The sequence below is a fragment of the Bartonella tribocorum CIP 105476 genome (assembly GCF_000196435.1).
GTDB classification, from domain to species: Bacteria; Pseudomonadota; Alphaproteobacteria; order Rhizobiales; family Rhizobiaceae; genus Bartonella; species Bartonella tribocorum.
Genome location: NC_010161.1, coordinates 123,936 through 148,809 on the forward strand (window position 1 = coordinate 123,936; position 24,874 = coordinate 148,809).

The window sequence follows — 24,874 nt, forward strand, 5'->3', positions numbered from 1 at the left end:
CCCTTTAAAAAATAAAGGAGCACTCAAAAGTGCTCCTTTATTTTTTAAAGTAATCTGAAAATACTCAACGACGAAGATAAGCACCTGTCATTTTAGTAACATTTTCTGTGACTTTTGCAGCAATTTCTTCTAGGTCTTTATCTGTCAAAGTGCGTTCAAGCGGTTGAATAACAATCTCAATGGCAACAGATTTTTTATCTTCACCAAGGCTTTTCTCTTCAAAAAGATCAAAAACCTGGACGGAATGAATCAGTTTTTTATCAGCTCCCTGAGCAGCACGAACAATAAGAGAAGAAGCAATCGTTTTATCAACGATAAATGCAAAATCACGCCGTACCATTTGAAATGGCGATAATTTCAAGGGAGGACGGCTTTTCGTTGTTTTTTTCTTTGGTTCTGGAATTTGATCGAGAAAAATTTCAAAGCCGCATAAAGGACCACTGATATCTAATTTTTCTAAGGTCGCTGGATGAAGAACACCGAAAAAACCAAGAATAATTTTTGATCCAAGCTTTATGACTCCTGAACGACCTGGATGATACCAATCAGGGGCGCCAACTTCAATCTGTACTTTCCCAACATCTATATCGCATGCCTCTAAAACGGCTAACGCATCTGCTTTGGCATCAAAAACATCAACGGCTGTTGCATTTCCATTCCAAAAACGCCCAGCGCCTTCAAATTGCTCTGTGCCACGACGAATTCCACTCACAACACGTCGCTGTTTATCAGGGGTATCGCCTTCATAAATGCTGGAAATTTCAAACAAAGCAAGATCAGAAAAACCACGATCAGCATTTCTCTGCGCTGCCATAAGCAAACCAGGTAAAAGAGAAGGCCGCATCACTGACATATCAGCGGCAATAGGATTGACCAATTTAAGCTCTTTTTGACCTCCTCCAAAAGAAAGAGCCTGATTTTCAGAGATAAAAGACCACGTTACCGCTTCTTTCATACCGCGATGTGCTAGAGACAAACGGGCAGCGCGTGAACGAATTTGCGCGCATGTTAAAACGTGATCTTTTCCTTTTGTAAAGTTTTCCAAAGGAACAGGCTGAATTTTATCTAACCCATAAATCCTCATGACTTCTTCCACCAAATCGGCTTTTCCCATAATATCAGGGCGCCATGATGGTACTTTTACTGTAACAATATTTCCTTTTCCCTCAACGCAAAATCCAAGTTTCGTTAAAATAGAAATGACTTTTGCAGGCTCTATGTCCAAATGTGTCAAACGTTTAATTTCAGAAAAAGGAAAAGCGATCTGTTTGGTTTCTTGTTGCTGATAGCCAACAATTTTCGCCTTGGATACTTCACCGCCACAAAGACGTAAGACCAATTCTGTTGCAATCTCAAGCCCTGTTTCCATAAAAGCCGAATCAACACCTCGTTCAAACCGATAACGTGCATCACTGATAAGACCTAATGTTCGCCCTGTTTGTGCGATGCTTTGCGCATCCCAAAGCGCTGATTCAATAATAACGCGCCGTGTTGTTTCATCACAACTCGTTCTTTCACCACCCATGATACCGGCAATGGAAACAACACCTTCTTCATCTGCAATGACACAATCCTGAACGTTCAAATGATAGGTTTTTCCATTAAGTGCTTGAAGTTGTTCCCCTTCACGAGCACAACGTACATATAAACTGCCTTTAATCTTATCAGCATCAAAAACATGGAGCGGACGACCAAGATCAAAACAGATGTAATTGGTCATGTCAACTAGGGCATTAATCGGTCTTAAACCAATTGCACTTAAACGCTGTTGCATCCATTGCGGTGATGCGCCATTTTGAACATTACACACTTCACGCAAAGCAAAACCTAAGCATAACGATGAAGTTTGCGAAAAATCTAATGAAACGTCGAGAGGTGTGTCAAAGGAAGCTTCAAATTTTGGTAAAGACAATTCTTTTAATTGTCCGATTCCAGAGGCAGCAAGATCACGGGCAATACCACGAATACCTGTGCAATCAGAGCGGTTGGGTGTCAAACCAATATCAATGATCGGATCATCGAGACCAGCATAAGCGGCAAACGAATCCCCAATAGGTGCATCTTTTGGAAGTTCGATAATGCCATCGTGCTCATTTGATAATTCAAGCTCAGCTTGCGAACACATCATCCCAAAACTCTCAACACCACGGATTTTTCCTACAGATAATGTCACATCGAGTCCTGGAATATAAGTGCCTGGTCGTGCAAGGACACCAACAAGCCCAGCGCGCGCATTCGGTGCGCCACAGACAACTTGAACAGGTGTAGCAGTTCCCGTATCGATTGATAAAATTTGAAGTTTATCTGCATCAGGATGTTTTATTGCTGTTAAAACTTTTGCAATCACAAAATCTTTTAAAGAAGAGCGATCATCAACGTGATCAACCTCAAGACCGATAGCGGTTAGTTTCTCGCAAATATCATCCAAAGATGCATCTGTCTCTAAGTGATCTTTTAACCACGACAAAGTAAATTTCATTTTAAAACCTCACATGAAAGCGATGATAAGATCACACATTTCTATTAGGAAAAAAAGCAGGCATATCAAAGCAACGAAAGCCATAATGATCTAACCAACGCAGATCAGCATCAAAAAAAGCGCGTAAATCAGGCATACCGTATTTCAACATGGCAATACGATCAATGCCCATTCCCCATGCAAAACCTTGATATTCATCGGGATCTAAACCAACATTTTTCAACACATGAGGATGCACCATTCCGCATCCTAAAATTTCTAACCAGTCTTGTCCTTCACCAAATTTTACTTCTGAACCAGAACGATCACATTGAATATCCACTTCCATAGACGGTTCGGTAAAAGGGAAAAAAGAGGGACGAAAACGCATTTTTACTGAAGCAACTTCAAAAAACTCTTTACAAAAGGTTTCATGCAGCCACATCATGTGGGCAATGGTGGAGGTTTTATCAATGACAAGACCCTCGACCTGATGAAACATGGGCGAATGCGTTGCATCCGAATCCATGCGGTAAGTTTTTCCAGGAATAATGATCCGTATTGGTGCTTTTTGTTTTTCCAGTGTGCGAATTTGTACGGGTGATGTATGGGTCCGCAATAATTTGCGTTCTCCGATTTTATCAACATCAAAAAAGAAGGTATCATGCATTTCACGTGCTGGATGCCCTTCAGGAAAATTCAATGCCGTAAAATTATAATAGTCTGTTTCAATATCTGGACCTTCTGCAAGAGAAAAACCCATTTTTGTATAAATGGCGATAATTTCCTCAATCACTTGTGAAATAGGATGAATACGCCCCCGTTCCATAGGTGAAGAACGAACAGGCAAGGTAATATCAACCGTTTCACGAGAAAGACGGGTATCCATTGCTTGTCTTTTTAGCAGATCACGCTTTTGCGCCCATAATTCTAAAATACGATTTTTTAACCCATTAAGGACTGGTCCAGCTTTTTGGCGCTCGCTAGCCTCCATCTTTCCTAATGCTTTTAATTTTTCAGAGATGCTCCCCTTTTTCCCCAATGCTGCAATACGCACTGCTTCAAGTGCCTGTTCATCATTAGCTGCCTCTAAAGCTAAACAAATTTCTTGTTCCAAACGCTCAATGTCGCTCATATTTTTGCCTATTTCTTTAATAAAAAAGACCCGCACTCGCCATAGCCAGCACGGGACCTCGAATAAATGAATGCTTTAAGAGAACACGACTGGCTTACTTGACAGCGCCTTCAAAAGCATTAGGTGTTGTATCTTTTAAATATTCTAAAGCTTTTTTTGCCGAAGCGACTAAAGCAGAAAATGCTTCCGCTTCATAGATTGCTATATCTGAAAGAACTTTACGATCAACTTCAATACCGGCTTTTGATAGACCATCAATGAAACGTCCATAAGTTAAACCTTCTGCACGAACAGCCGCATTAATTCTCTGAATCCATAAAGCACGGAAAGTACGCTTTCTATTTTTGCGGTCACGATAAGCATACTGCTTTGAACGATCAACGGCTGCTTTAGCGGCACGAATGGTATTTTTACGTCGACCATAAAAGCCTTCAGCTTGTTTAAGAACTTTTTTGTGCTTAGCGTGCGCTGTCACACCTCTTTTCACACGGGCCATGTCATAATCTCCTTAAAATCAAAAGCGTAAGGTTTAAAGACCATTCGGCAAATAATGCTGAATGACTTTTTTTGCATCTTGTTCACACAAAACCATTGTTCCACGTGCATCGCGAATAAATTTATTCGAACGCTTAATCATGCCGTGGCGCTTACCGGCAGCTGCTACTTTAATTTTGCCTGACGCAGTGACTTTAAACCGCTTTTTAGCGGATGATTTGGTCTTCATTTTGGGCATTTTGCTACTCCATACATTAATTGATTCAATCAAACATTTTATTCACTCAAGCGGACCAACGCTTGAACAAGCATTCAAACAGCCACGGCATGCCCTGCCGGGCGGCTCTTTAAAGACGCTTTCATAAGCCAGTATACAAAAAATAGCAAGAGTGCATTACAAAAAAATCGGTGCTCCATTGCCTTGAATCTCAACTAAAGGTGCCGGAATAGCATTTGTTTTGCTGGCGGCTTTACATAAATCAGCAATAATGCATTGCGTACATTGTGGTTTACGGGCTTGACAAATATAGCGACCATGTAAAATCAACCAATGATGCGCATGACGAAGATAATGAACCGGTATAATTTTTAATAATTTTTTCTCAACAATCTCTGGTGTTTTTCCAGGCGCCAAACCAAGACGATTGCTTAAGCGAAAAATATGTGTATCGACTGCCAATGTAGGCTGACCAAAAGCAACATTTAACACAACATTCGCTGTTTTACGTCCCACGCCCGGAAGGGACATAAGTGCTTCACACGTATCTGGGACTTGACCGCCATATTGGTCAATTAAACAGTTAGAAAGTGCATAAACATTGCGTGCTTTTGCACGCCAAAGACCAATTGAACGGATATGATGTGCTATTTCTTCTTCCCCTAATGCAACCATTTTTTCCGGTTGATCAGCAAGGCGAAAGAGTTCTTTTGTTGCTTTGTTAACACTTATATCTGTCGCTTGGGCTGAAAGAACAACGGCAACTAAAAGCGTAAAAGTATTTATATAGTTAAGATCACTCTTAGGGGTTGGGCGTTGCACAGAAAAACGGCGAAATATTTCCGCAATTTCATCTTTATTATACGATATACTAGATAAATTTCGCATCTTTGATAATTTTATGGTATTTCGAGGTGTTTTTATGTTACTTTGAGGCATTGAACTCTCTTAATCTTCTCTCTTGAAGTTATCATTCACGCTCGCCATATGAGAAGAATGCAGCGAACATTTTAATATAGAGTTTGGTCAAGTAAAGCCGCTTTAAAGAGGATACTCATGAATGACACATGTGACACCTTTCTCCAATCCTTTTCTTTTAGGATTTGAAACCGTAGAAAAAATATTACAACGTATCGGTAAAGCTGATGAGGCTTACCCAGCCTATAATATTGAACGTTTACATAAAAACGATGATGCAAATCATATCCGGATAACTTTAGCTGTTGCTGGATTTAATATTAATCATCTTAATATTTTGCTTGATGATAATCAATTGGTTATTCATGGTAAACAAACAGACAATCAAAATCATCAATATTTATATCGCGGTATAGCTGCGCGACAGTTCCAGCGGACCTTTGTCCTTGCAGAAGGGATGCACGTCACAAATGCCGAGTTGAAAAATGGTCTTTTATCAATTAATCTGTATCAACCAAAATTAAAAAAAGAAATAAAACAGATCCCAATTAAAGGCAGTAGTGATGAGTCATAAAAGTTAAGGCGTAAAGGAACAGTGAAATGGGAGAACATAAACAAAGCTTATCGTTTCAGAATACGTCCTATTCTGATACAGTGCAGATTGCCTATTTGAAAAAGGTTTGTACAGATGATCTGGCTAAAAATTTTCCAGATCTTCCCCCCATGACTCCAGGCATTACCATATGGGTGCTTTTTGGTGAAACAGGTTATCCTATCATTTTATCCGATGAGCGCTCTATCGCCCTTGCTGGAGCCAATGAGCATGAGCTCCAAATTGTAACTCTACACTAGATTGCTTGACGAGGAAAAACTTAAGCTTTTTATAAATTCTATCCGTTTTTTCTCAGTTAAAGGGTATGAAACTGTTTAGCGGTATTTTTGGATTTTTGCCTTCTTTTGTTGGTGAGGGAACGCGCTGTCTTTATATTGTGTATAGGTGTTTCTTAAAAAAGATTGGTATTTTTGCATGATGGACGTTATCTTTAATATGATTGCTGTGGGGAATATGGATGGTACGTGGTTGGGTGTGTTGGAAGGCGGTGATGTTTTGCTGCAATGTGTATTATCATTCAATAAAATATTGATTTATATTCATAATTAGTCTTTTACAACTGGAATAAGAGTTCTGAAAATCGTGAGATTCTCTCATTTAAAGTTCTCTTATATTGATCAATTAAAATTACTTGTTTTCTCATCATAAGCAGAGTTGGCGTGTAGGTAAAAAATACTTGAAGAAAGGTATAAAAATGCCTCGTATGAATTGTCTTAATTGCCAAGGACTTTTGCAACATTGGGGATGAGTAAAATGTATGATTTTTCCAAATTTCTCTTTACATGAGTGTAAAGGGGGATGGTAATTTATAAGTTTTATTTATTTATGGGGCTTTTATACTACTTAGGGGCTTGGTGATGAAATAGGCTAGAGCGTATTGAGAGATACTTTTTTAAAACGAGTGCGTGAATTGGGAGGACGAGTGTATTTTGTTGGAGTATTCTGTTCTTCATGAGGGGCGTGACTTCAGTGAAGAATGTGAAAAACAAAAGCATGAGAAAATGTGCCATCATTATTAAGATATCGCTATGGATGCTTTTGAAAGTCGTAAAGCTGACGTGTAAGGAGATGGTAAATTTTTATACCATTAGGCTTTCATATTTTTCACCAATTAAGCTATCTTTTGGTTCCAGAAATTACGCAAACAGATCGATGCAATATACTCACTAAATCTGGCATATAAAAATCTGGAACAGTTCGTGTTGTAGTGAATCGTTTTGATATTTATCTCAAACGTGCAGTTGCGCAGGGATTAGATGTTGATTAACAGGTAATAAAAAATAAAGTTTTATGATTTTATGGAGAATTTTATACAGTACTTTTAATTTTGTGCTTCAAATGCCTCAGTACAAAGTATTTTTCTCTTTTGAATATTAAAGCTCTTGTTTTTAGAGTGAAGTTACAGCACAACAAGCGAAATGGAATTATTTGAGGGGAAAAAAATAATGCCTTCTTACCGTTCAAGAATATCGACTCACGGGCGTAATATGGCAGGAGCCCGCGGTCTTTGGCGTGCAACAGGGATGAAAGATGCGGATTTTGGTAAACCCATTATTGCGATTGCGAATTCTTTTACACAATTTGTACCAGGGCATGTCCATTTAAAAGATCTTGGGCAATTGGTTGCACAACAGATAGAAATTGCCGGTGGCGTTGCGAAAGAGTTTAACACCATTGCTGTCGATGATGGAATTGCGATGGGGCATGATGGAATGCTTTATTCTTTGCCCTCACGTGAAATTATTGCTGATTCTGTAGAGTATATGGTCAACGCCCATTGTGCGGATGCTCTTGTCTGTATTTCTAATTGTGACAAAATTACCCCTGGAATGTTAATGGCGGCTTTACGGTTGAATATTCCAACAATCTTTGTTTCAGGTGGTCCTATGGAAGCCGGTAAGATTAAATGGAAAGATCAAGATTTAAGGGTTGATTTAGTTGATGCTATGATCGCAGCCGCTTCAGAACACAATTCAGAAGAAGAAGTTGCTGAAATGGAGCGTGCTGCTTGTCCTACATGTGGTTCTTGTTCAGGAATGTTTACGGCCAACTCCATGAATTGCTTAACGGAAGCCTTGGGGCTTTCGCTTCCCGGAAATGGATCAGTGCTTGCAACACATAGAGATCGACGGATGCTTTTTGAAGAAGCTGGAAGGCAGATTGTTGCATTGGTCAAGCGTTATTATGAAAAAGATGATGAAACAGTTTTGCCACGCTCTATTGCTTCACGCAAGGCTTTTGAAAATGCCATGACCGTTGATATAGCCATGGGGGGGTCAACTAATACCGTACTACATCTTTTAGCAGCGGCGCAAGAAGGTGAGGTGGATTTTACCATGACAGATATTGATCATCTTTCACGTCGTGTTCCGGTTTTATGCAAGGTTGCTCCTGCTGTTGCGAATGTTCATATGGAAGATGTTCATCGCGCGGGAGGTATTATGGGGCTTTTAGGAGAATTGGATGCGGCGGGACTTATTGATACATCAACTTATACAGTCCACGCAAAAACGATGAAAGAAGCTCTTGATCATTGGGATATAAAACAAACCAATGAACCAACAGTTTGTGCATTTTATCGTGCTGCTCCAGGGGGTATTCCAACACAGAGAGCTTTTAGTCAATCTTGTCGCTATGAGACTCTTGATCTTGATCGTGCAAAAGGTGTGATTCGTGATAAGGAACATGCCTATTCACAAGATGGAGGATTGGCAGTTCTTTATGGAAATCTCGCCAAAGATGGCTGTATTGTAAAAACAGCGGGCGTTGATCAATCAATTTTGACCTTTAAAGGTCCGGCAAGAATTTTTGAAAGCCAAGATTCAGCTGTTTCAGCAATTTTAAATGATAAAATTAAAACAGGTGAAATTGTTTTAATCCGTTATGAAGGTCCACGTGGGGGACCTGGAATGCAAGAAATGCTTTATCCCACGAGTTATCTCAAATCTAAAGGATTGGGCAAAGTTTGTGCACTTGTTACGGATGGACGTTTTTCAGGGGGCAGCTCAGGGCTCTCGATAGGCCATGTTTCACCAGAAGCGGCTGAAGGAGGAGAAATTGCGTTGGTGGAAGAAGGGGATATCATAGAAATTGATATTCCAAACCGTAGCATTCATATGTTGGTTGATGACGTTGAAATGAAGCAGCGTCGTGCTAAGATGGCAGCAAAAGGAAATGGCGCTTGGCAACCGATTGAGAAGCGTCAGCGTAAAGTTTCAAAGGCTCTCAAAGCTTATGCTGCGATGACCACATCTGCTGCAAAGGGTGCAGTTCGCAATATTTAATGAAGAGATATCGAAATTGATATTTCAAACCGTAGCATTCATACGTTGCTTAATGACGTTGAGATGAAGCAGCGTCGTGCTAAGATGGAAGCAAAAGGAAAAGGTGCTTGGCAACCGGTTGAGAAGCGTCAGCGTAAAGTTTCAAAGGCTCTCAAAGCTTATGCTGTGATGACCACATTTGCAGGGTGCAGTTCGTAATATTTGATAAGGAGATATCATAGAAATTGATATTCCATAGCTGTAGTATTTATTATGTTTGTTGATGTTGTTGAGATGAAGTGATTCGTATAAAGAGGATAGTACTCTGAAAGATTTTGCCGCATCTTTTGTACGATATTCTAAGCGAATTATTTTATGAATTCGGCGCTTATCAGAATATTTCGAGTCATCGTGAGGACAAGAAAAAAAGCAACTGAGGATTTTTTAGCAATTATATAAGATCGATAAAGCTGGATATAGCATTTCACCTTTCATGTCATATTCTGGTTTTATACGAGATGGCAATTTCCTAACTTATCTTATGAAAGATATTTATTATACTGGTGATATTATCTTGTTGTTCTCTACAATACTGTCATTGAGGAGTATGATATAAGAAAGCCTTCAACATTAAGTATTTTTAAAATGTGGGGTGAATATTTTAGATTTTCTTGTCAACTTTTGTGTTATTGAATCACATGACTGGTAAGCGAAGAGGAAAACATTAGAATCTGGACTGTCTACAGACCTGATTTGAATGAAAGTTTTCATCCTTTGAAGAGCTAGAAAGAATTCAAAAGTTTTTGAGGAAAATCAAATACTGCTGGATTTATTAGTATATTTCATTATCTGTTTCATGGAAAAATAGCAACAGAGCTCTTTATCGTTTAATCTTTATCGTAGAAAATGGATGACCCATTATCTATGAATTTATTATGCAAAATTGAATGGCACTCGAACATAGACAGCTTTAAACCAAAACTGTCTGCGATGATAACAAGAGTATTGATCGTGAAAAAGAATAATTCATTAGATATTGTATATTTGCAAGATGGAGGGAACTTACAATCTTTGCAAAAAATGACTGTTGTTTAAGAGTCGATATTGATCAATTTTTTGTATAAGAGCTAACCTTGTTCTAAGGAAATATTAGAATGCGTAGGATTTTTTCTCTCTATGCTTATCAAAATATGTTGTCCAGAAAAGCGATGGGAATACAGTAAACAACTATTTTAAGCTGAAACATATCAAAAAAGGGCGCTTTAATATTAAGAAAGCTTTTTAATAAAAAAACATCTGTTTTCTATAGACCGTTATTTTTTTCAAGCTGTTTTAGGTGGTAAATTGCTTCTAAAGCTTGCTTAGGGGAGAGCTCATCGGGATGAATATTTTTTAAAGCTTCGTGAAGTGCATCATGTTTGTTTTTTTCTTCGTTGAGGGAAGAGGTTGCTTTAAGAGAAAAGAGAGGTAAATCATCAATGAGTTTGTGTCCTTTTCCAGCCATTTCACCTTGTTCTAATTGATGAAGAACATCTGTCGCTCGTGTAATAACGGCTGGAGGAAGTCCAGCAAGCTTTGCAACCTGTACACCATAGGATCGGTCTGCCGCTCCTGGTGTGACCTCATGAAGAAAAACCACATCACCATCCCAATTTTTGACTTTCATGGTGACATTATGCAGTCTGTCAAGTTTTTCGGTAAGAGCGGTCATTTCATGAAAATGGGTAGCGAGAATAGCACGACAGTGATTAACTTCATGGAGATATTCAACGGCTGCCCAAGCAATAGAAAGTCCATCAAAGGTTGATGTTCCACGTCCTATTTCATCAAGAATAACAAGAGAATGGTGACTTGCATGATTGAGAATCGTTGCTGTTTCAACCATTTCCATCATAAAGGTTGAGCGCCCCCGTGCAAGATCATCGGAAGCACCAACGCGACTAAACAGGCGATCAACGACGCCAATATGTGCTGAAGTTGCTGGAACAAAGGACCCCATTTGTGCCATAATAGCAATGAGAGCATTTTGCCGCAAAAAAGTTGATTTTCCTCCCATATTAGGCCCTGTCAAAAGCCAGATTGCTGCATATTGCTGGTTTTCTTGTACAGAGAGATCACAATCATTGGCAACGAAGGGTTCGGCTGCTTGTTTACGGAGTGCTTGCTCAACGACAGGATGGCGTCCTGCTGTAATATGAAAGGTTAGTGAATGATCAATTTTAGGGCGACAATATCCTTGTTCTTCAGCAAGATATGCTAAAGCAACAGACACATCTAAAATAGCAAGCGCTTCAGCGGCTTTACGAATAAACTCAACTTGTTCAATAATTTCCTGAACAAGAGTATCAAAGATCTCTAGTTCAAGGGTTAATGCGTGATTGGCAGCATGGGCAATACGGCTTTCAAGGTCAGCAAGCTCTGTTGTTGTAAAACGCATAGCGTTTGCCATTGTTTGTCGATGAATAAAACGAGCTTTAGCTTGTGGATTATTTGTAAGGCCAGATGCTTGTGTACTGGTGATTTCAATAAAGTAGCCTAGAATATTATTATGCTTGATTTTAAGAGTCTTAATATCTGTTTCTTGGGCATATTGTGCTTGAAGCTCAGCAATAACACGGCGAGATTCATCTCGTAAAGCACGCATTTCATCGAGTTCTTTATGATAATTGGAGCGAATAAAACCACCATCACGTTTAAGCAGAGGGAGATCATCAGCCAATGCTTGTTCTAAATGGCAATGTAAAGAAACGGGTAAGTTTGAGAATATTTGTTGTACATCACTTATTTCTTGAGGCAGAAGCTCATTATTAAGAATTTGATTCAATTCACGAATGATCTCAAAGCCGCGCTGGATTGTTGCCATATCGCGGGGACCTCCTCGTCCAAGAGCCAAACGTGAAACGGCGCGGGGCATATCTGGTCCCCCTTTTAAAACGAGTTTTATCGCTTCTGCAAGAGAAGGATTACGGAGAAAAAAATCAATAGAATCCAAGCGTGTATCAATCGCTGAAGGGGTGGTGAGGGGAGCAATAAGACGATCGATAAGAAGGCGTGATCCTCCTCCTGTTACAGTGCGGTCAATCGCTTTCAATAAGCTTCCATCCCGTTGACCTGATGTTGTTCGAATAAGTTCAAGGCTTAGTCTAGTTGCAGCATCGATAAAAAGGGTAGCACTTTCATTTTGGCGCTCAGGTTGCATGAGGGGAGGACGATGCGTGATTTGTGTTTTTTCGATATAACGAATAGCAGCCACGATGGCAGAGAGTTCGCAGCGTGAATAATCGGCAACACCTTCAAGTGTTGAAAGTTTAAAATAAGTGCAAATATCGCGTTCAGCGGTGAGGGTATCAAAGAGACAAGCTGGTTGTGGTGATACGATATGATCAAGAACATTAAAAAGTGATTTGTGGGATTTATCATGAAAAAAGGCATCAGCAACAATAATTTCTTGCGGATCCACACGCATAATATCTGCTAAAAGTTTTTCTTGTCGGCTTTCTGTTACACGAAATATGCCTGTTGAAATATCAATCCAAGAAAGGGCAAAATCCTCTCCATCGCTGGTTTTTATACGGGAGAGTGTCATCAAATAATTTGCACGTGTTGGATCAAGGAGTTTTTCTTCTGTTATTGTTCCAGGGGTTACAAGGCGAACAACATCACGCCGAACAACAGATTTTGATCCCCGTTTTTTTGCCTCAGCAGGATCTTCTGTTTGTTCACAAACAGCAACGCGATAACCACAAGCAATCAGTTTTTGCAAATAATCGTCTGCCGCGTGAACTGGAACACCACACATAGGAATATCTTGCCCTAAATGTTTTCCGCGTGCTGTGAGTGTGATTCCTAAAGCCTGAGCAGCTTCAATTGCATCATTAAAAAATAATTCATAAAAATCCCCCATTCGGTAAAAAAGAAGGGAATCATGATGGACGGCTTTGATTTCTATGTATTGCTCCATCATGGGGGTAGGACGTTCTTGAGAGGAAGCGAATGAGGAGGCAGGCTGTGGAATTAAATTATTTTTATGGTCGTTTTTTTTATCCATTTTTACGTGGCCCGTTCCCTTTAACTGAAGCTTTTAGTCTTTTTTTATTTACTTCAATATTTATTTATCTCTAAATTGAAACGCATCATCAGATTTGCTAAGGCAAGAATAGCGATTTCTAACATATGAATCAAATTTAATGACTATACGCATTATCAAGCAAAATTTACACTGTTTTTGGAGAAAATAAAGTGAGATGAAAAAGAGCGAGCAGGATCAAAAAACACCTCAAGTGATTTACAGTGCGAGCGAACGAGAAGCTCTTGATTTTCATAGTCGTGGTCGACCAGGAAAACTTGAGATTGTTGCAACAAAGTCTATGGCAACACAACATGATTTAGCCCTTGCTTATTCACCAGGTGTTGCAGTTCCAGTGAAGGCAATTGCTCAAAATCCGGCTCTTGCTTACGATTATACAGCAAAAGGCAATCTTGTTGCTGTTGTTTCAAATGGTACAGCTATCTTAGGGTTAGGCAATTTAGGTGCCCTTGCCTCTAAGCCGGTTATGGAAGGCAAAGCAGTGCTGTTCAAGCGTTTTGCGGATATTGATTCCATTGATTTAGAAATTGATATCAATGATACGGAAAGTTTTATCAATTTGGTACGCCATTTAGAACCTTCTTTTGGTGGCATCAATCTTGAAGATATTAAGGCACCTGAGTGCTTTATGATTGAAAGTCGTCTACGTGAAGTGATGAACATTCCTGTTTTTCACGATGATCAACATGGTACAGCAATTATTGCGGCTGCCGGTGTTCTCAATGCTTTGACTTTAACAGGACGCGATATGCAAAATACGCGGTTAGTCTGTAATGGTGCTGGTTCCGCTGGGATTGCTTGTCTTGAACTGATTAAAGCAATGGGCTTTCCTTCTGAAAATATCATATTATGTGATACAAAGGGTGTGGTTTATGAAGGTCGTCAAGAGGGGATGAATCAGTGGAAATCTACGCATGCTATTCGAACCGATAAACGTACGCTTGTGGAAGCAATGGAAGGGGCCGATATATTTTTTGGGGTTTCTGCGAAAGGTGCATTGACTGCTGAAATGGTAAAATCCATGGCGCCACAGCCAATCATTTTTGCTATGGCCAATCCGGATCCAGAAATTACGCCGGAAGAGGTTTTCCAAGTGCGTCAGGATGCCATTATCGCAACAGGACGTTCCGATTATCCAAATCAGATTAATAATGTTCTTTGTTTTCCTTATATATTTCGTGGTGCCCTTGATGTACGTGCAACGGTTATTAATGAAGAGATGAAAATTGCTGCAGCAAGAGCTCTTGCCGATTTAGCGCATGAGGAAGTTCCTGACAGCGTTGCAGAAGCTTATCGCGGAAAGCGATTAAAATTTGGTCCTAATTATATCATCCCTGTTCCTTTTGATCCGCGTTTATTCACGGTTGTTTCAAGTGCGGTAGCAAAAGCAGCAATGGAAAGCGGTGTCGCGCAAAAGAACATAGATGATTTAGAGGCTTATGAGCGCGATTTGAATGCAAGACGTGATCCTATTTCTTCGATGATGCGAGGAGTTTATCACCATGTACGTCAAGCACCAAAACAAATTGTCTTTGCAGAAGGTGAAGAAGAGCAAGTCATGCGGGCTGCTGTTTCCTATGTTCATCAAAAATTAGGACAAGCGATTTTGGTTGGTCGTGAAGAGCAAGTCAGAGAAACGGCTGTTACTGCTGGAATTGATTTGGAGCGTGAAGGTATCTCACTGATGAATGCCAAGCTTTCCTGTCGTACAGATGCTTATGCGAATTATCTTTATAAAAAGATGCAGCGTCAAGGCTGGCTGTTGCGCGATTGTCATCGTCGTATCAATAATGATCGAAATTATTTTGCTGCGTGTATGGTGGCACTAGGAGATGCGGATGCAATGGTTACAGGGGTAACACGCAATTATGAAACAGCGCTGGTTGATATACGTCGGGCAATTGATGAAAAACCAAAAGAACGATTGATTGGTATTTCAATGGCGATTTGCCGTGGTCGAACTGTGTTTATTGCGGATACGGCTGTTTATGAAAATCCTAATGCTGAAGAACTTGCAGATATAGCAGAACAAACTGCTTCTTTTGTGCGTGGATTTGGATATCATCCAAGGGTTGCGTTTTTGGCATTTTCGACGTTTGGTTATATGAAAGGGAAGACGACACAGCAAATTCAGGATGCGATTAATATTTTGCATGAGCGCAAAGTTGATTTTGAGTTTGATGGAGAAATGAGTGCTGATGTAGCGCTTAATTCCAAATTGATGCAGCAATATCCATTTATGGGATTAACAGAGCCCGCTAATATTTTGGTTATGCCTGGATATCACGCGTCTTCCATTGCAAGCAAAATGTTACAAGAGCTTGGTGAAGCGACCATCATTGGTCCTATTTTAATTGGATTGGAAAAATCTGTCCAAATTGTACCGTTTAGTGGAAACGATACAGATGTTGTCAATATTGCAATGCTTGCAGCGTATCATGCAGCAAAAGTCGTCTAAAAGAAAAAAGCCCCATATACTAATAATATAAAGGGGCTTTATGATAGCAAAGGAATAAATTTTTAAGAGGGTTGTATTTGATTGTCTTTTTGTTCTTCAGCGAGACGCTTTTGGAAGAGGGCTGCAAAATCAATAGGATCAATCCACAAAGGCGGAAAACCACCATTCTGAGTAGCATCAGATATAATTTGGCGAGCAAATGGAAATAAAAGGCGGGGACATTCAATAAAGACCAGTGGCATAATATGTTCTTGTGGAATGTTTTTAAGGTGGAAAACACCACCGTAAATCAGTTCTACATGAAATAAGGTTTCAGTGTTATCATTGGCTTTAACGGAGAGAGATAAAACGACATCATAATTATCATCACCAATTGGATTAGCATTGACATTAATATTGATATCAATTTGTGGTGATTTTTCACGCGCACGCAATGAATGAGGAGCACCTGGGTTCTCGAATGATAAATCTTTTAAATATTGCGTTAATACAGCAAAAACCGGCTCTCCACCACTGTTGTTCATTTCACCTTCGGCCATAAGACGAACCTCTCTCGTTATAATAATATGTATATTTATTTTAAGATCTAAAGATTGGACTGGTTATCATGCCTTGCAAAAGGTTGCAAGGAATGCGCTCTTTATCTTAATTATTTTTTTTGTTTGTTACAAAATTTTTTAGGCATTTCAATGGTTATCATCGTTTTTGCACCATGGAGATTCTGTCGTATCATGAATTTTGTAATCTTCAGCGTTAAGATCAATTATTTTTTCAGAGTCATTTTTTCTTCTCGTATTGGGATTCATTTTGTTTTTTAATGATGTAAAGAAATGCCAAGCAACAGAACGAATTGGTTTAATAAGCAGTAATATTCCCAAGAGATCACTTACAAAACCAGGAAGAATAAGCAAAATTGCACTCAACATGATGCAAGTATCGTTAATAATACTTTGTTCTAATGTGCGTCCTTGGATAAGTTCACTTTGTATGTTTTTTAAAAGGCTAATCCCTTGAATTCGCAATAAAACAACCCCAACTATGGTTGTGAGAATAACCAAACTCAGAGTTGCCAAAATGCCAATTTCTTGACCAACAAAGATAAAACCAGCGATCTCAATTAAAAGAATACAGAGAAAGATAACGACAAAAAAACGAGGATTTATAGAATAAAGTTTTATCACATGAAAATTTCCTTCTGGATGAGTAGGGGAGAAATTCTTAAAGAGTACTCCTTATATAAGATCTATAAAAATATTTGAATGGTAGGATTCCCTATTTTACATATTTATTGATAAATGATATTGACTGCAATGTTTATTACAGACTTAAGCTTTGGAGATTGACAGCGCCCATGGAATTTGACGTTATACTTGTCATCGCTCTTGTTGTTATGGTTGTTATTTTTGTGCAGCTCCGTAGTGTATTAGGGAAGCGAATAGGGTTTGAAAAGCCTCCCTTTGATCCTTATTCACGTCGCTCTAAAAAACAAACTGAGGCGGAAACGACAGAGAATATTGTTTCGTTCCCTCATCAAAAAAATTTACAAAAGGGCGATTTTAGTGAAATTGATGAGATTGCCCCGGAGGGGAGTATTTTGAATGAAAATTTGCGCGCACTGCGTAGAATTGATCCTCATTTTTCTCCTCAATCGTTTATAAAAGGTGCGCAAATTGCTTATGAAATGATTGTAACAGCTTTTGCCAAAGGTGATCGCAGTCAACTTAAAAGCTTGCTTTGTCAAGATGTTTTTGAGAGCTTTTGTGCTGTTATTGAGCAACGAGAAAAAAACAAAGAAAGAATAGAGTTTACTTTTGTTGGAATTAATAAAATCGAGTTTGTTTCGGCGGCAATACAAGAAAAGGACGAACTTTTAACGATACGTATTATCAGTGAGATGATTTCTGTTACTTATAATGAACAAGGTGAACGTATAGACGGTAATCCCGATGCTATTGTAGAAATTAGGGATATTTGGACGTTTGTTCGCAATAGCCTATCGCCGGATCCAAATTGGAAGCTTTTTGCTACAGAAGATGAAAATTAAAATACTTTTTTCTTCCATAAGCACTCAATGATTTATGAGAAATTAAAATGTCCTCAAGTAAATGGAGACAAAAAAGAGATTTATTGGTTTCACGAGATCGCCTTTTATGGGAGATGGTTTGTCGTACCACAACACCGCTTCATGGTAAGAGGGTTTCTTCTATTTCAGAAACGATTACAAATATTAATGATAAAAAACGGTGCATAACTCAAAACACCCCAGTTTCTCAGGAAAATCAACAACACGCAACAATTATTAAAAAAGAAAAGAGAGCAGTTACACAAGCGCATAAGATTCATTTTTTTGATCATGTTGCACATCGTAAAATTTCCCAAGGTCGTTATCCTCTTGAGGCGCGTCTTGATCTTCACGGTTATATGCAGGAAGAAGCTTATTTTTTCTTAAAAAAATTTCTACAATCCTCTCAGCAGAGTGGATTGCGTTATGTCCTTGTGATTACAGGAAAAGGCCGGTCTATTGGGAGTGATGGAGCTTTGTATAGATTTGTTCCGTATTGGTTATCAACACCAGCTTTTCGATATTATGTTCATGCGTTTGAGCAAGCAGCGCGTCAGCATGGCGGAGAAGGTGCGCTGTATGTTTGGTTGCGTCGTTTTGTGTCGGGAAAAAGAGTGTGATGCTCTTTTAGCGTTTTAGATTCGATATTGATTTCAAAAGATGTCGTATATTATAGATCATAGAATATAATATAATAACATGTTGATTTATAATTATAATTTCTGTCTCTTGCGTAAAATCTTTAAATAAAATATTTCTTCATTTTTAATTTTTTATAAAGACTATTTGTCTTGCACACTACGCGTTGCATCATGCTTTTGTTTTTTACGGTTTAAAGACATTGCGCCATCCACACAAAACAGAACGCTTCAAGTAGAATACACTTACGTTGTACATCTCACGCACTTATTTTAGGAGAAATATCTCTTAATACTTTCAAGCTTATTCCATGACAGGGCACGAACAATAGGAAGCTCCATGAAGCGTAAAAATTTGTTATATACCCCTATCTTAAAATTGCAAGTCAGGCACCATCACACACTTGCTATCCCTTAATATTGCGAAATCCTTGGCATTTGAGAGAGGTTATAAGAGGCTACTTTTCTTTAAATGTTTTTACTCTACATGGCTCCTTTTGCTTGTGACGCGCAAACGAAAGATTTTTATTGATTAAACATAAGAGAGCTCAAAATGAGAAAGATATTTGTGGATTTCACTTCGGTTGCCAAACGACAAATTATTTTTATAAACCACGACATTACGCTATTAAGTAGTATACGGAGAATAAAAACATAATAAATTAGAGAAACTGTATTATTCAAAAGATATTCCCTATAGATAGTTTTAAAATTAGTACAACTAAATTAAAGAGAATTGTGAAAATAAATAAAAATATAATCTTATAACATATAGCTACACAATAGCACTAAAAGATACAATTCCGTTGAATATTTTCAGCAAGAAACGTTTTCATTCATTAAAGTCCTCATCAAATTCCTTTCTCATAATAATTCGATCATTGAAATTTAATAATGAGACGCAGAAAACGCAGAATATAAAATGATATCGCGGATCTTATATTCTTATTCGCCGTCTTTCAGATATTGGTTGAAATGCTAGCTTAGCATGAAAAGCACAATAGGGGCTATTTTCATCAGAATCGGCACCACAAAAATGAAAATCAGCTGATAATGGATCGCCTACCGGCCATCTACATGTATTTTCACTCAATTGTAGCAGATTAAGTTGACGTGATATAGGCACCACTACATTAGATTTTGTAAACATATCAACTTCTTTTACATCTTCTGCTACAAATTCCGTCTTTAAAGCTGTTTCTTCAACGTTGATAGATGAAGTGTTTATTGGCGATACTGTGGATGTGGTGCGACGCGCACGTGGAGATGATGGGCTGCTTGCTGCAGGCGTTTTTTGTGTACGCGCGCTTCCTGGTGCTGTTTTGCCACGCCCTGGCAATTTTAGTCGATGCACTTTACCGATAACCGCATTTCTGCTGACCCCGCCTAATTGAGCAGCAATTTGACTTGCACTTAACCCTTCACTCCAAAGCTTCTTAAGAAGCTCAACACGTTCACATGTCCAACCCATATCAGCACTCCATTCCGATTACGTCTCTGAGATGCTTTCCCTTTGCATCTTCAAATGTTTCAATAATTTTTTCAATGCACTTAATGAAAGAGTTTTACATTCTAAGTGCGCATAAAAAAATCATCCAACCTGTGGAACTTATAAATCAAAACACATCATCTTGCTTAACTTAGTGTAAGTTACAATATACACTCACTCTATGACAAGAGTCTTTGCCTCTCAAAGAGTTTATTTAGAATGTTTTCCCCAACTTGCAAATCAATCATAGGTTAAACGTCCACTTTTGTTTAAGGTTTTTTTTCAAAATGCTTATTTGTAGAACCTTCATTGACTTTTTTTCAATTGGTGTAATGATTTATTTCATAGGTGTAATCATTAATCTAGTGAAATTTTGAAAGCACCATAAAAAAAGCATCATGTTTTTTATTTGTAGTGTTGCTCTGTATATATATTGAAAAGGTTAAAGTATAAAGGAAATAATGATGGATGCCATCTCTATACAACCACTTTATGAATGCTTCGCGCGACGAAATTTGCATTTTAAACAGGGGCATGGTGTATGGCTTACTTCCGATAAAGGAGAACATTATCTTGATTTCACATCTGGCATTGCTGTTAATGCATTAGGGTATGCCCATCCAAAATTGGTTGATACGCTCAAAAGACAAGCTGAAAAACTTTGGCATATTTCTAATCTTTTTCAATCTCCTGAACAAGTAGCTTTTGCCACCCGGCTTTGTGCACATAGTTTTTCGGATAAGGTTTTTTTCTGCAATTCAGGCACTGAAGCATTGGAATGCGCCTTTAAAACGGCACGTCATTATTACTACGCTGCGGGTTACCCAGAACGCGTTGAAATAATTACGTTTGAAGGGGCATTTCATGGGCGTACACTTGCAGCACTTGCTGCGACTGGGCATGAAAAGTATCTTGAAGGCTTTGGACCTAAAGCTGGTGGCTTTATTCAAGTCCCTTTTTGTGATGAAATCGCTTTGCGTAACGCTATTAATGAAAATACCGCTGCTATTCTTATTGAACCTATACAAGGAGAAGGAGGAATACGAAAGGTCTCTCATGAATATTTAAGATTTTTGCGCAAAATATGCGATGATAATGGTCTGTTGTTGATTTTTGATGAAGTTCAAACGGGCATGGGACGGACAGGAAAGCTTTTTGCTTATGAATGGAGTGATGTTACGCCTGATATTCTTGCCCTCGCAAAAGGACTAGGAGGTGGATTTCCATTGGGTGCTTGCCTTGCAACGGATAAAGTTGCAAAAAGTATGACACCTGGAACACATGGTTCAACCTTTGGAGGAAATTTGCTTGGAATGGCTATAGGAAATAGTGTTCTTGATATTCTGTTAGAGCCAAGTTTTCTCAATCATGTTCAGCGTATGGGGGATAAACTAAAAAGTGGACTTTTGCACATTCTCAATATCTATCCTGATATTATCTGCGCAATCCAAGGGATGGGCCTTATGGTGGGCATTCAGTGTGTTGTACCTTCAAATCTTGTCGTTAATGCTTTGGAAAATGAATATCTTTTAAGTGTCGCTGCTAACAACAACGTTGTGCGCTTATTGCCTCCTCTTATCATTAGGGAAGAAGAAATAGATGACAGCTTACATCGTATTGAAAAAGCAATTTCTTATCTTTCGCAAATCAATAAAGAAGGGTAAATATCATACACATGACAAATGCTCTTTGTCATTTCACGGACTGATCCATTTTAACGCCAGCAATAGCACGTGCACTGATCGATTATGCAAAAATCCTTAAAGCATCTTTTAAAGCAGGGAAAAGTTCAAAACTTTTTATAGGTAAAACACTTGCGATGATTTTTGAAAAACCATCTACACGAACCCGTATTTCATTCGATATCAGTATGCGCCAGCTTGGGGGAGATACAATCATCTCACAGGGGCAGAGATGCAGCTTGGTTATAGTGAAACCATAGCTGATACGGCACGCGTTTTATCCCGCTTTGTAGATATCGTGATATTGCGGACAACAAAACATCAACGTATGCTTGAATTAGCACAATATGCACAAATTCCTGTCATTAATGCCCTTACAGATGATACACATCCTTGCCAAATTCTAGCAGATATCTTAACCTATGAGGAACATCGAGGGCCCATTACTGGCAAAATATTGGCATGGCTGGGGGATGGTAATAACGTGCTCCATTCTTTAATTGAAGCTGCAGCTCTTTTTGGTTTTCATTTGCATGTTGCTACTCCAAAAGGTAGTGAACCGCAAGAGCAGTTTCTACATTGGGCACGTGAGCGGGGAGCATATCTTACGCTAACCCATAAATCCTCAAAAAGCAGCTCAAGATGCTGATTGTATTATGACTGATACATGGGTTTCCATGGGACAAGAATTTCGTGCTCGCAGTCATTCCATTTTTCAGCCATATCAAGTCAATGAAGCTTTCATGAAATTAGCAAAATCTGATGCTCTTTTTATGCATTGTCTTCCAGCTCATCGTAGTGAAGAAGTTGTCGATACTGTGATTGATGGACCACATTCAGTCGTGTTCGATGAGGCTGAAAATCGTCTTCATGCTCAAAAAGCAATTCTTTCTTGGTGTTTACAAGATGCATTTTTCTCTTCACAATAGCCTACCTACAACAAATTTTATATAAAAGGCCAAGCCATGAGTGAACAAGCGAAAGATGAAGCCTCTCTCAACGACATCTCCTTGCATGAAGATGATGCTGTTATTCCCTTTCAAGTCGAAGAACTTGATATCCGTGGACGTGTTGTACAACTTGGGGAAACTTTAAATTCTATTCTTAACAGACATCAATATCCTGAACCGGTTTCTTATCTTCTGGCCGAGGCTTTACTTTTGACTGTTCTGCTTGGAACTTCTCTAAAGCTTACGGGAAAGTTTATTTTACAAACCCATTCCGATGGACCGGTTAATATGTTGGTATGTGATTTTTCTCCTCCTTGCAGTTTACGTGGATACGCTCGTTTTGATAAAGAACGGCTTCAACAAGCAATAGATAAGGATAAAGCCTCTTCAGAAACACTCTTAGGAAAAGGTACTTTAGCTTTTACAATTGATCAAGGTTCCCACATGCAACCCTATCAAGGAATTGTTGCATTAGATGGATCAAATTTACAAGATGCTTCTCGTACTTATTTTGATCAATCAGAGCAAATTCCTACCGATATCCGTTTGGCTGTTGCTATATTAATTAATCGTGACCAACAAGGAAAACCGCAGAAAAGCTGGCGAGCTGGAGGTATTTTGACACAACTTTTACCTCAAGCATCGTCCCATCATAAAGTCTATGAATTTCATCAAAAGCAAGAAAAAACGAAAACTCATACCCAATTGGATAACCAATGGCAGGAAGCTAAAATACTCATGGCAACGATTGAAAGTTCAGAATTAACAGATCCCCACGTTGGGAGTAAACAGCTCTTGTTTCGTCTTTTTCATGAACAAGGTGTGAGAGTTTTTAATCCTCTTTCTCTTGTCGATCAATGCTCTTGTTCCCGCGAAAAAATTAGAGGAATCCTAGAAGGTTTTCCGATTGATGAACGCAATAAAATGGTTAAAAATAAATATATTTCAGTCACATGTGAATTTTGCTCAGAAACGTATCGTTTTACAGCACAAGAATTTTTGGAAGAAAAAACGTAATCAAATTATTTATAAAAATGATGATTACAACAAAATCCCATTTTATTCGTGCTATAAAAACTTAAGTACAAGCTCATATGAAGCTTTAGAAGTAGCACTTTCCGATGTATATTAATGATCTTTCTGTTGAAGTCACGATTCATAGGATATGCTTTTTAAAAAAGAGTGCCTTGTAAAATTTTCTAAGAAAAATAAGGATTTATACAAATAAAACTGGATGCATAGCATGATAAAACTTTATATTCTTATAACTCTGCATTATATATTTTCAACTTAAAATGTTGCGCATTATTTTTAGGTTTAGATGATTCATAAAAGGTATTTTTAGCATTTTCTTAAACATTTTTTTTAATTCAACATAAAGAAATTTGAAAAAATCTCATAATATTCAGTATTTTACACGGGTTTGATAGTAGAAAAATAACTAAAGTACGTCATAAGAATTTCACGACATAAATATTCGAAAAAGACGCATTCATGCAAAACATAGAAAGAAAAAATACCTAAATTTTAAAAAGATAAGTATGAAATTGTTAATCTAGAATGCACCAGTGGCAATAGATGCATCACAATGCAAAACGCATTAATCTGTACTGGGTACGGGTTGATTTTATCTGAAAAAAGAATTGTGATGATAGCTATTTTTAAACTTGATATGCTCTATCATCGCTCAAATGATGTGCCAACAACACGTATAATAGCTGCTGAGTGTGTAGAATTAGCTGAATGCGAAATGCACACTGCCTATGAATCACTTCAAAGTGCTTATAAAAAATTATATCAACGATCTATTACGTTTTATGAACCCGCTTACATTCGCAAAGGTAAATCTATTTCTTCAACAGAATTTAAAATGAGGTGGGTTTGGCAAACACACTATCAAAAAGCAATTGATTAGCGATCAACTTAAACAGGTCTCAGCGCTCCGTTTTATCTATTCATGGCGTTTATTAGAATTATTAACGTGCTTAAAAGATTTAGGTACTACAAGTATACAATTGATGATTTTTGTATTTCAATGGATTGCGCAGAAAAACAACGAAAGAATTTTAGTAACATTAAACGTTGTATTATCGAGCCAGTCATGAGAGAACTAAACAAAAAAGATGGCTGGAAAATTGCCTGGAAGTTCACCAAAATTGGGAAGAAAGTTACAGCAGTTGAGTTTCAATTTAAAAAATATCCGCAAGGGAAATTATTATAATCAACAGAAACAAATATATCCACAATCATGATATTTTGAGAAGTTTCTTATAGACGCTAAAATCGAGAAAATATCGTTTTTTTTGATATATATTTTGCATCCTAAAATTACGTAAAGGTATAATTGCACCTTCAAAAATCTTACAGAGAAAGACATTTTCAGAAGTATATAAATAAAATACGCTTTTT

General features: G+C 38.3%; 20 protein-coding genes and 2 pseudogenes. 13 read left to right on the top strand and 9 right to left on the bottom strand.

What is annotated here, in order from left to right:
* Positions 1-64 precede the first annotated feature (64 nt).
* From pheT to nth, 5 genes are all read right to left on the bottom strand, one after another.
* The gene (gene pheT / locus BTR_RS00535) at positions 65-2,479 is read right to left on the bottom strand and encodes a phenylalanine--tRNA ligase subunit beta (protein ID WP_012230418.1); all 2,415 of its coding nucleotides are present in this window, start codon (positions 2,477-2,479) and stop codon (positions 65-67) included.
* A gap of 31 nt (positions 2,480-2,510) precedes the next feature.
* Complete coding sequence (pheS, locus tag BTR_RS00540) at positions 2,511-3,593, bottom strand: phenylalanine--tRNA ligase subunit alpha (protein ID WP_012230419.1); 1,083 nt, start codon at positions 3,591-3,593, stop codon at positions 2,511-2,513.
* 94 nt (positions 3,594-3,687) lie between these two features.
* The gene (gene rplT / locus BTR_RS00545) at positions 3,688-4,089 is read right to left on the bottom strand and encodes a 50S ribosomal protein L20 (protein ID WP_012230420.1); all 402 of its coding nucleotides are present in this window, start codon (positions 4,087-4,089) and stop codon (positions 3,688-3,690) included.
* Between the two features lie 33 nt (positions 4,090-4,122).
* On the bottom strand, positions 4,123-4,326 hold the full coding sequence (gene rpmI / locus BTR_RS00550; protein WP_012230422.1) for a 50S ribosomal protein L35: 204 nt from the start codon (positions 4,324-4,326) through the stop codon (positions 4,123-4,125).
* Between the two features lie 156 nt (positions 4,327-4,482).
* Positions 4,483-5,193 (bottom strand): endonuclease III, encoded by a 711-nt coding sequence (gene nth / locus BTR_RS00555; protein WP_122364094.1) that lies wholly within the window; start codon positions 5,191-5,193, stop codon positions 4,483-4,485.
* 172 nt (positions 5,194-5,365) lie between these two features.
* Between nth and BTR_RS00560 the strand changes: the two genes are divergently transcribed.
* The 5 genes and pseudogenes from BTR_RS00560 to BTR_RS13640 form a co-directional block, all read left to right on the top strand.
* The gene (locus tag BTR_RS00560) at positions 5,366-5,797 is read left to right on the top strand and encodes an Hsp20 family protein (protein WP_012230424.1); all 432 of its coding nucleotides are present in this window, start codon (positions 5,366-5,368) and stop codon (positions 5,795-5,797) included.
* Positions 5,798-5,823: 26 nt separating this feature from the next.
* Complete coding sequence (locus tag BTR_RS00565) at positions 5,824-6,075, top strand: BQ00720 family protein (RefSeq protein ID WP_012230425.1); 252 nt, start codon at positions 5,824-5,826, stop codon at positions 6,073-6,075.
* A gap of 175 nt (positions 6,076-6,250) precedes the next feature.
* Positions 6,251-6,385, top strand: a complete 135-nt coding sequence (locus BTR_RS13635) for a hypothetical protein (RefSeq protein ID WP_280109593.1) — start codon at positions 6,251-6,253, stop codon at positions 6,383-6,385.
* A gap of 896 nt (positions 6,386-7,281) precedes the next feature.
* Positions 7,282-9,120: a dihydroxy-acid dehydratase gene (gene ilvD, locus BTR_RS00570; RefSeq protein WP_012230426.1), complete on the top strand. Its 1,839-nt coding sequence runs from the start codon at positions 7,282-7,284 to the stop codon at positions 9,118-9,120.
* 9 nt (positions 9,121-9,129) lie between these two features.
* A pseudogene (locus BTR_RS13640) lies at positions 9,130-9,318 on the top strand (hypothetical protein); the annotation flags it as partial.
* Positions 9,319-10,402: 1,084 nt separating this feature from the next.
* Here the strand turns inward: BTR_RS13640 and mutS are convergent.
* Complete coding sequence (mutS, locus tag BTR_RS00580; RefSeq protein WP_012230428.1) at positions 10,403-13,147, bottom strand: DNA mismatch repair protein MutS; 2,745 nt, start codon at positions 13,145-13,147, stop codon at positions 10,403-10,405.
* A gap of 196 nt (positions 13,148-13,343) precedes the next feature.
* On the opposite strand from mutS, the gene BTR_RS00585 reads away from it, so the two are divergent.
* Entirely contained in the window at positions 13,344-15,644 is a 2,301-nt protein-coding gene (locus tag BTR_RS00585) for an NADP-dependent malic enzyme (RefSeq protein ID WP_012230430.1), read from the top strand.
* 62 nt (positions 15,645-15,706) lie between these two features.
* On the opposite strand, the gene secB is transcribed toward BTR_RS00585, so the two are convergent.
* Both secB and BTR_RS00595 read right to left on the bottom strand, forming a co-directional pair.
* Positions 15,707-16,183 carry a protein-export chaperone SecB gene (gene secB, locus BTR_RS00590; protein WP_012230432.1) on the bottom strand — a complete coding sequence of 159 codons (477 nt, stop codon included), beginning with the start codon at positions 16,181-16,183 and terminating at the stop codon, positions 15,707-15,709.
* 147 nt (positions 16,184-16,330) lie between these two features.
* Positions 16,331-16,825, bottom strand: a complete 495-nt coding sequence (locus BTR_RS00595; protein WP_012230434.1) for an FxsA family protein — start codon at positions 16,823-16,825, stop codon at positions 16,331-16,333.
* 170 nt (positions 16,826-16,995) lie between these two features.
* Between BTR_RS00595 and BTR_RS00600 the strand changes: the two genes are divergently transcribed.
* A complete protein-coding gene (locus BTR_RS00600; protein ID WP_012230436.1) occupies positions 16,996-17,688 on the top strand; it encodes a Tim44/TimA family putative adaptor protein in 693 nt (230 codons plus the stop codon).
* Positions 17,689-17,735: 47 nt separating this feature from the next.
* On the top strand, positions 17,736-18,326 hold the full coding sequence (locus BTR_RS00605; protein ID WP_012230437.1) for a Smr/MutS family protein: 591 nt from the start codon (positions 17,736-17,738) through the stop codon (positions 18,324-18,326).
* Between the two features lie 955 nt (positions 18,327-19,281).
* Here BTR_RS00605 and BTR_RS00610 read toward each other — a convergent pair.
* Positions 19,282-19,815 (bottom strand): GcrA family cell cycle regulator, encoded by a 534-nt coding sequence (locus BTR_RS00610; RefSeq protein ID WP_012230438.1) that lies wholly within the window; start codon positions 19,813-19,815, stop codon positions 19,282-19,284.
* A gap of 482 nt (positions 19,816-20,297) precedes the next feature.
* Here BTR_RS00610 and BTR_RS00615 point away from each other — a divergent pair, with 482 nt between their 5' ends.
* The 5 genes and pseudogenes from BTR_RS00615 (at position 20,298) to BTR_RS13795 (ending at position 24,686) form a co-directional block, all read left to right on the top strand.
* The gene (locus BTR_RS00615) at positions 20,298-21,497 is read left to right on the top strand and encodes an aspartate aminotransferase family protein (protein ID WP_012230439.1); all 1,200 of its coding nucleotides are present in this window, start codon (positions 20,298-20,300) and stop codon (positions 21,495-21,497) included.
* Positions 21,498-21,544: 47 nt separating this feature from the next.
* Positions 21,545-22,444, top strand: a pseudogene (gene argF / locus BTR_RS00620) (ornithine carbamoyltransferase).
* 36 nt (positions 22,445-22,480) lie between these two features.
* On the top strand, positions 22,481-23,482 hold the full coding sequence (locus BTR_RS00625; RefSeq protein WP_012230440.1) for an Hsp33 family molecular chaperone: 1,002 nt from the start codon (positions 22,481-22,483) through the stop codon (positions 23,480-23,482).
* Positions 23,483-24,053: 571 nt separating this feature from the next.
* Entirely contained in the window at positions 24,054-24,380 is a 327-nt protein-coding gene (locus BTR_RS13740; RefSeq protein ID WP_012230441.1) for a RepB family plasmid replication initiator protein, read from the top strand.
* 42 nt (positions 24,381-24,422) lie between these two features.
* On the top strand, positions 24,423-24,686 hold the full coding sequence (locus BTR_RS13795) for a replication initiation protein (RefSeq protein ID WP_051616019.1): 264 nt from the start codon (positions 24,423-24,425) through the stop codon (positions 24,684-24,686).
* Positions 24,687-24,874: the final 188 nt, after the last annotated feature.

Coding starts and splice junctions, on each gene's coding strand:
- pheS (WP_012230419.1), bottom strand. CDS start 3,593: ATGAGCGACATTGAGCGTTTGGAACAAGAAATTTGTTTAGCTTTAGAG.
- BTR_RS00615 (WP_012230439.1), top strand. CDS start 20,298: ATGGATGCCATCTCTATACAACCACTTTATGAATGCTTCGCGCGACGA.
- BTR_RS13635 (WP_280109593.1), top strand. CDS start 6,251: ATGATGGACGTTATCTTTAATATGATTGCTGTGGGGAATATGGATGGT.
- BTR_RS00585 (WP_012230430.1), top strand. CDS start 13,344: ATGAAAAAGAGCGAGCAGGATCAAAAAACACCTCAAGTGATTTACAGT.
- BTR_RS00605 (WP_012230437.1), top strand. CDS start 17,736: ATGTCCTCAAGTAAATGGAGACAAAAAAGAGATTTATTGGTTTCACGA.
- BTR_RS00560 (WP_012230424.1), top strand. CDS start 5,366: ATGACACATGTGACACCTTTCTCCAATCCTTTTCTTTTAGGATTTGAA.
- pheT (WP_012230418.1), bottom strand. CDS start 2,479: ATGAAATTTACTTTGTCGTGGTTAAAAGATCACTTAGAGACAGATGCA.
- ilvD (WP_012230426.1), top strand. CDS start 7,282: ATGCCTTCTTACCGTTCAAGAATATCGACTCACGGGCGTAATATGGCA.
- nth (WP_122364094.1), bottom strand. CDS start 5,193: ATGCGAAATTTATCTAGTATATCGTATAATAAAGATGAAATTGCGGAA.
- BTR_RS00600 (WP_012230436.1), top strand. CDS start 16,996: ATGGAATTTGACGTTATACTTGTCATCGCTCTTGTTGTTATGGTTGTT.
- BTR_RS00610 (WP_012230438.1), bottom strand. CDS start 19,815: ATGGGTTGGACATGTGAACGTGTTGAGCTTCTTAAGAAGCTTTGGAGT.
- BTR_RS00565 (WP_012230425.1), top strand. CDS start 5,824: ATGGGAGAACATAAACAAAGCTTATCGTTTCAGAATACGTCCTATTCT.
- secB (WP_012230432.1), bottom strand. CDS start 16,183: ATGGCCGAAGGTGAAATGAACAACAGTGGTGGAGAGCCGGTTTTTGCT.
- BTR_RS13795 (WP_051616019.1), top strand. CDS start 24,423: ATGGCGTTTATTAGAATTATTAACGTGCTTAAAAGATTTAGGTACTAC.
- rpmI (WP_012230422.1), bottom strand. CDS start 4,326: ATGCCCAAAATGAAGACCAAATCATCCGCTAAAAAGCGGTTTAAAGTC.
- rplT (WP_012230420.1), bottom strand. CDS start 4,089: ATGGCCCGTGTGAAAAGAGGTGTGACAGCGCACGCTAAGCACAAAAAA.
- BTR_RS00625 (WP_012230440.1), top strand. CDS start 22,481: ATGAGTGAACAAGCGAAAGATGAAGCCTCTCTCAACGACATCTCCTTG.
- BTR_RS13740 (WP_012230441.1), top strand. CDS start 24,054: ATGCAAAACGCATTAATCTGTACTGGGTACGGGTTGATTTTATCTGAA.
- mutS (WP_012230428.1), bottom strand. CDS start 13,147: ATGGATAAAAAAAACGACCATAAAAATAATTTAATTCCACAGCCTGCC.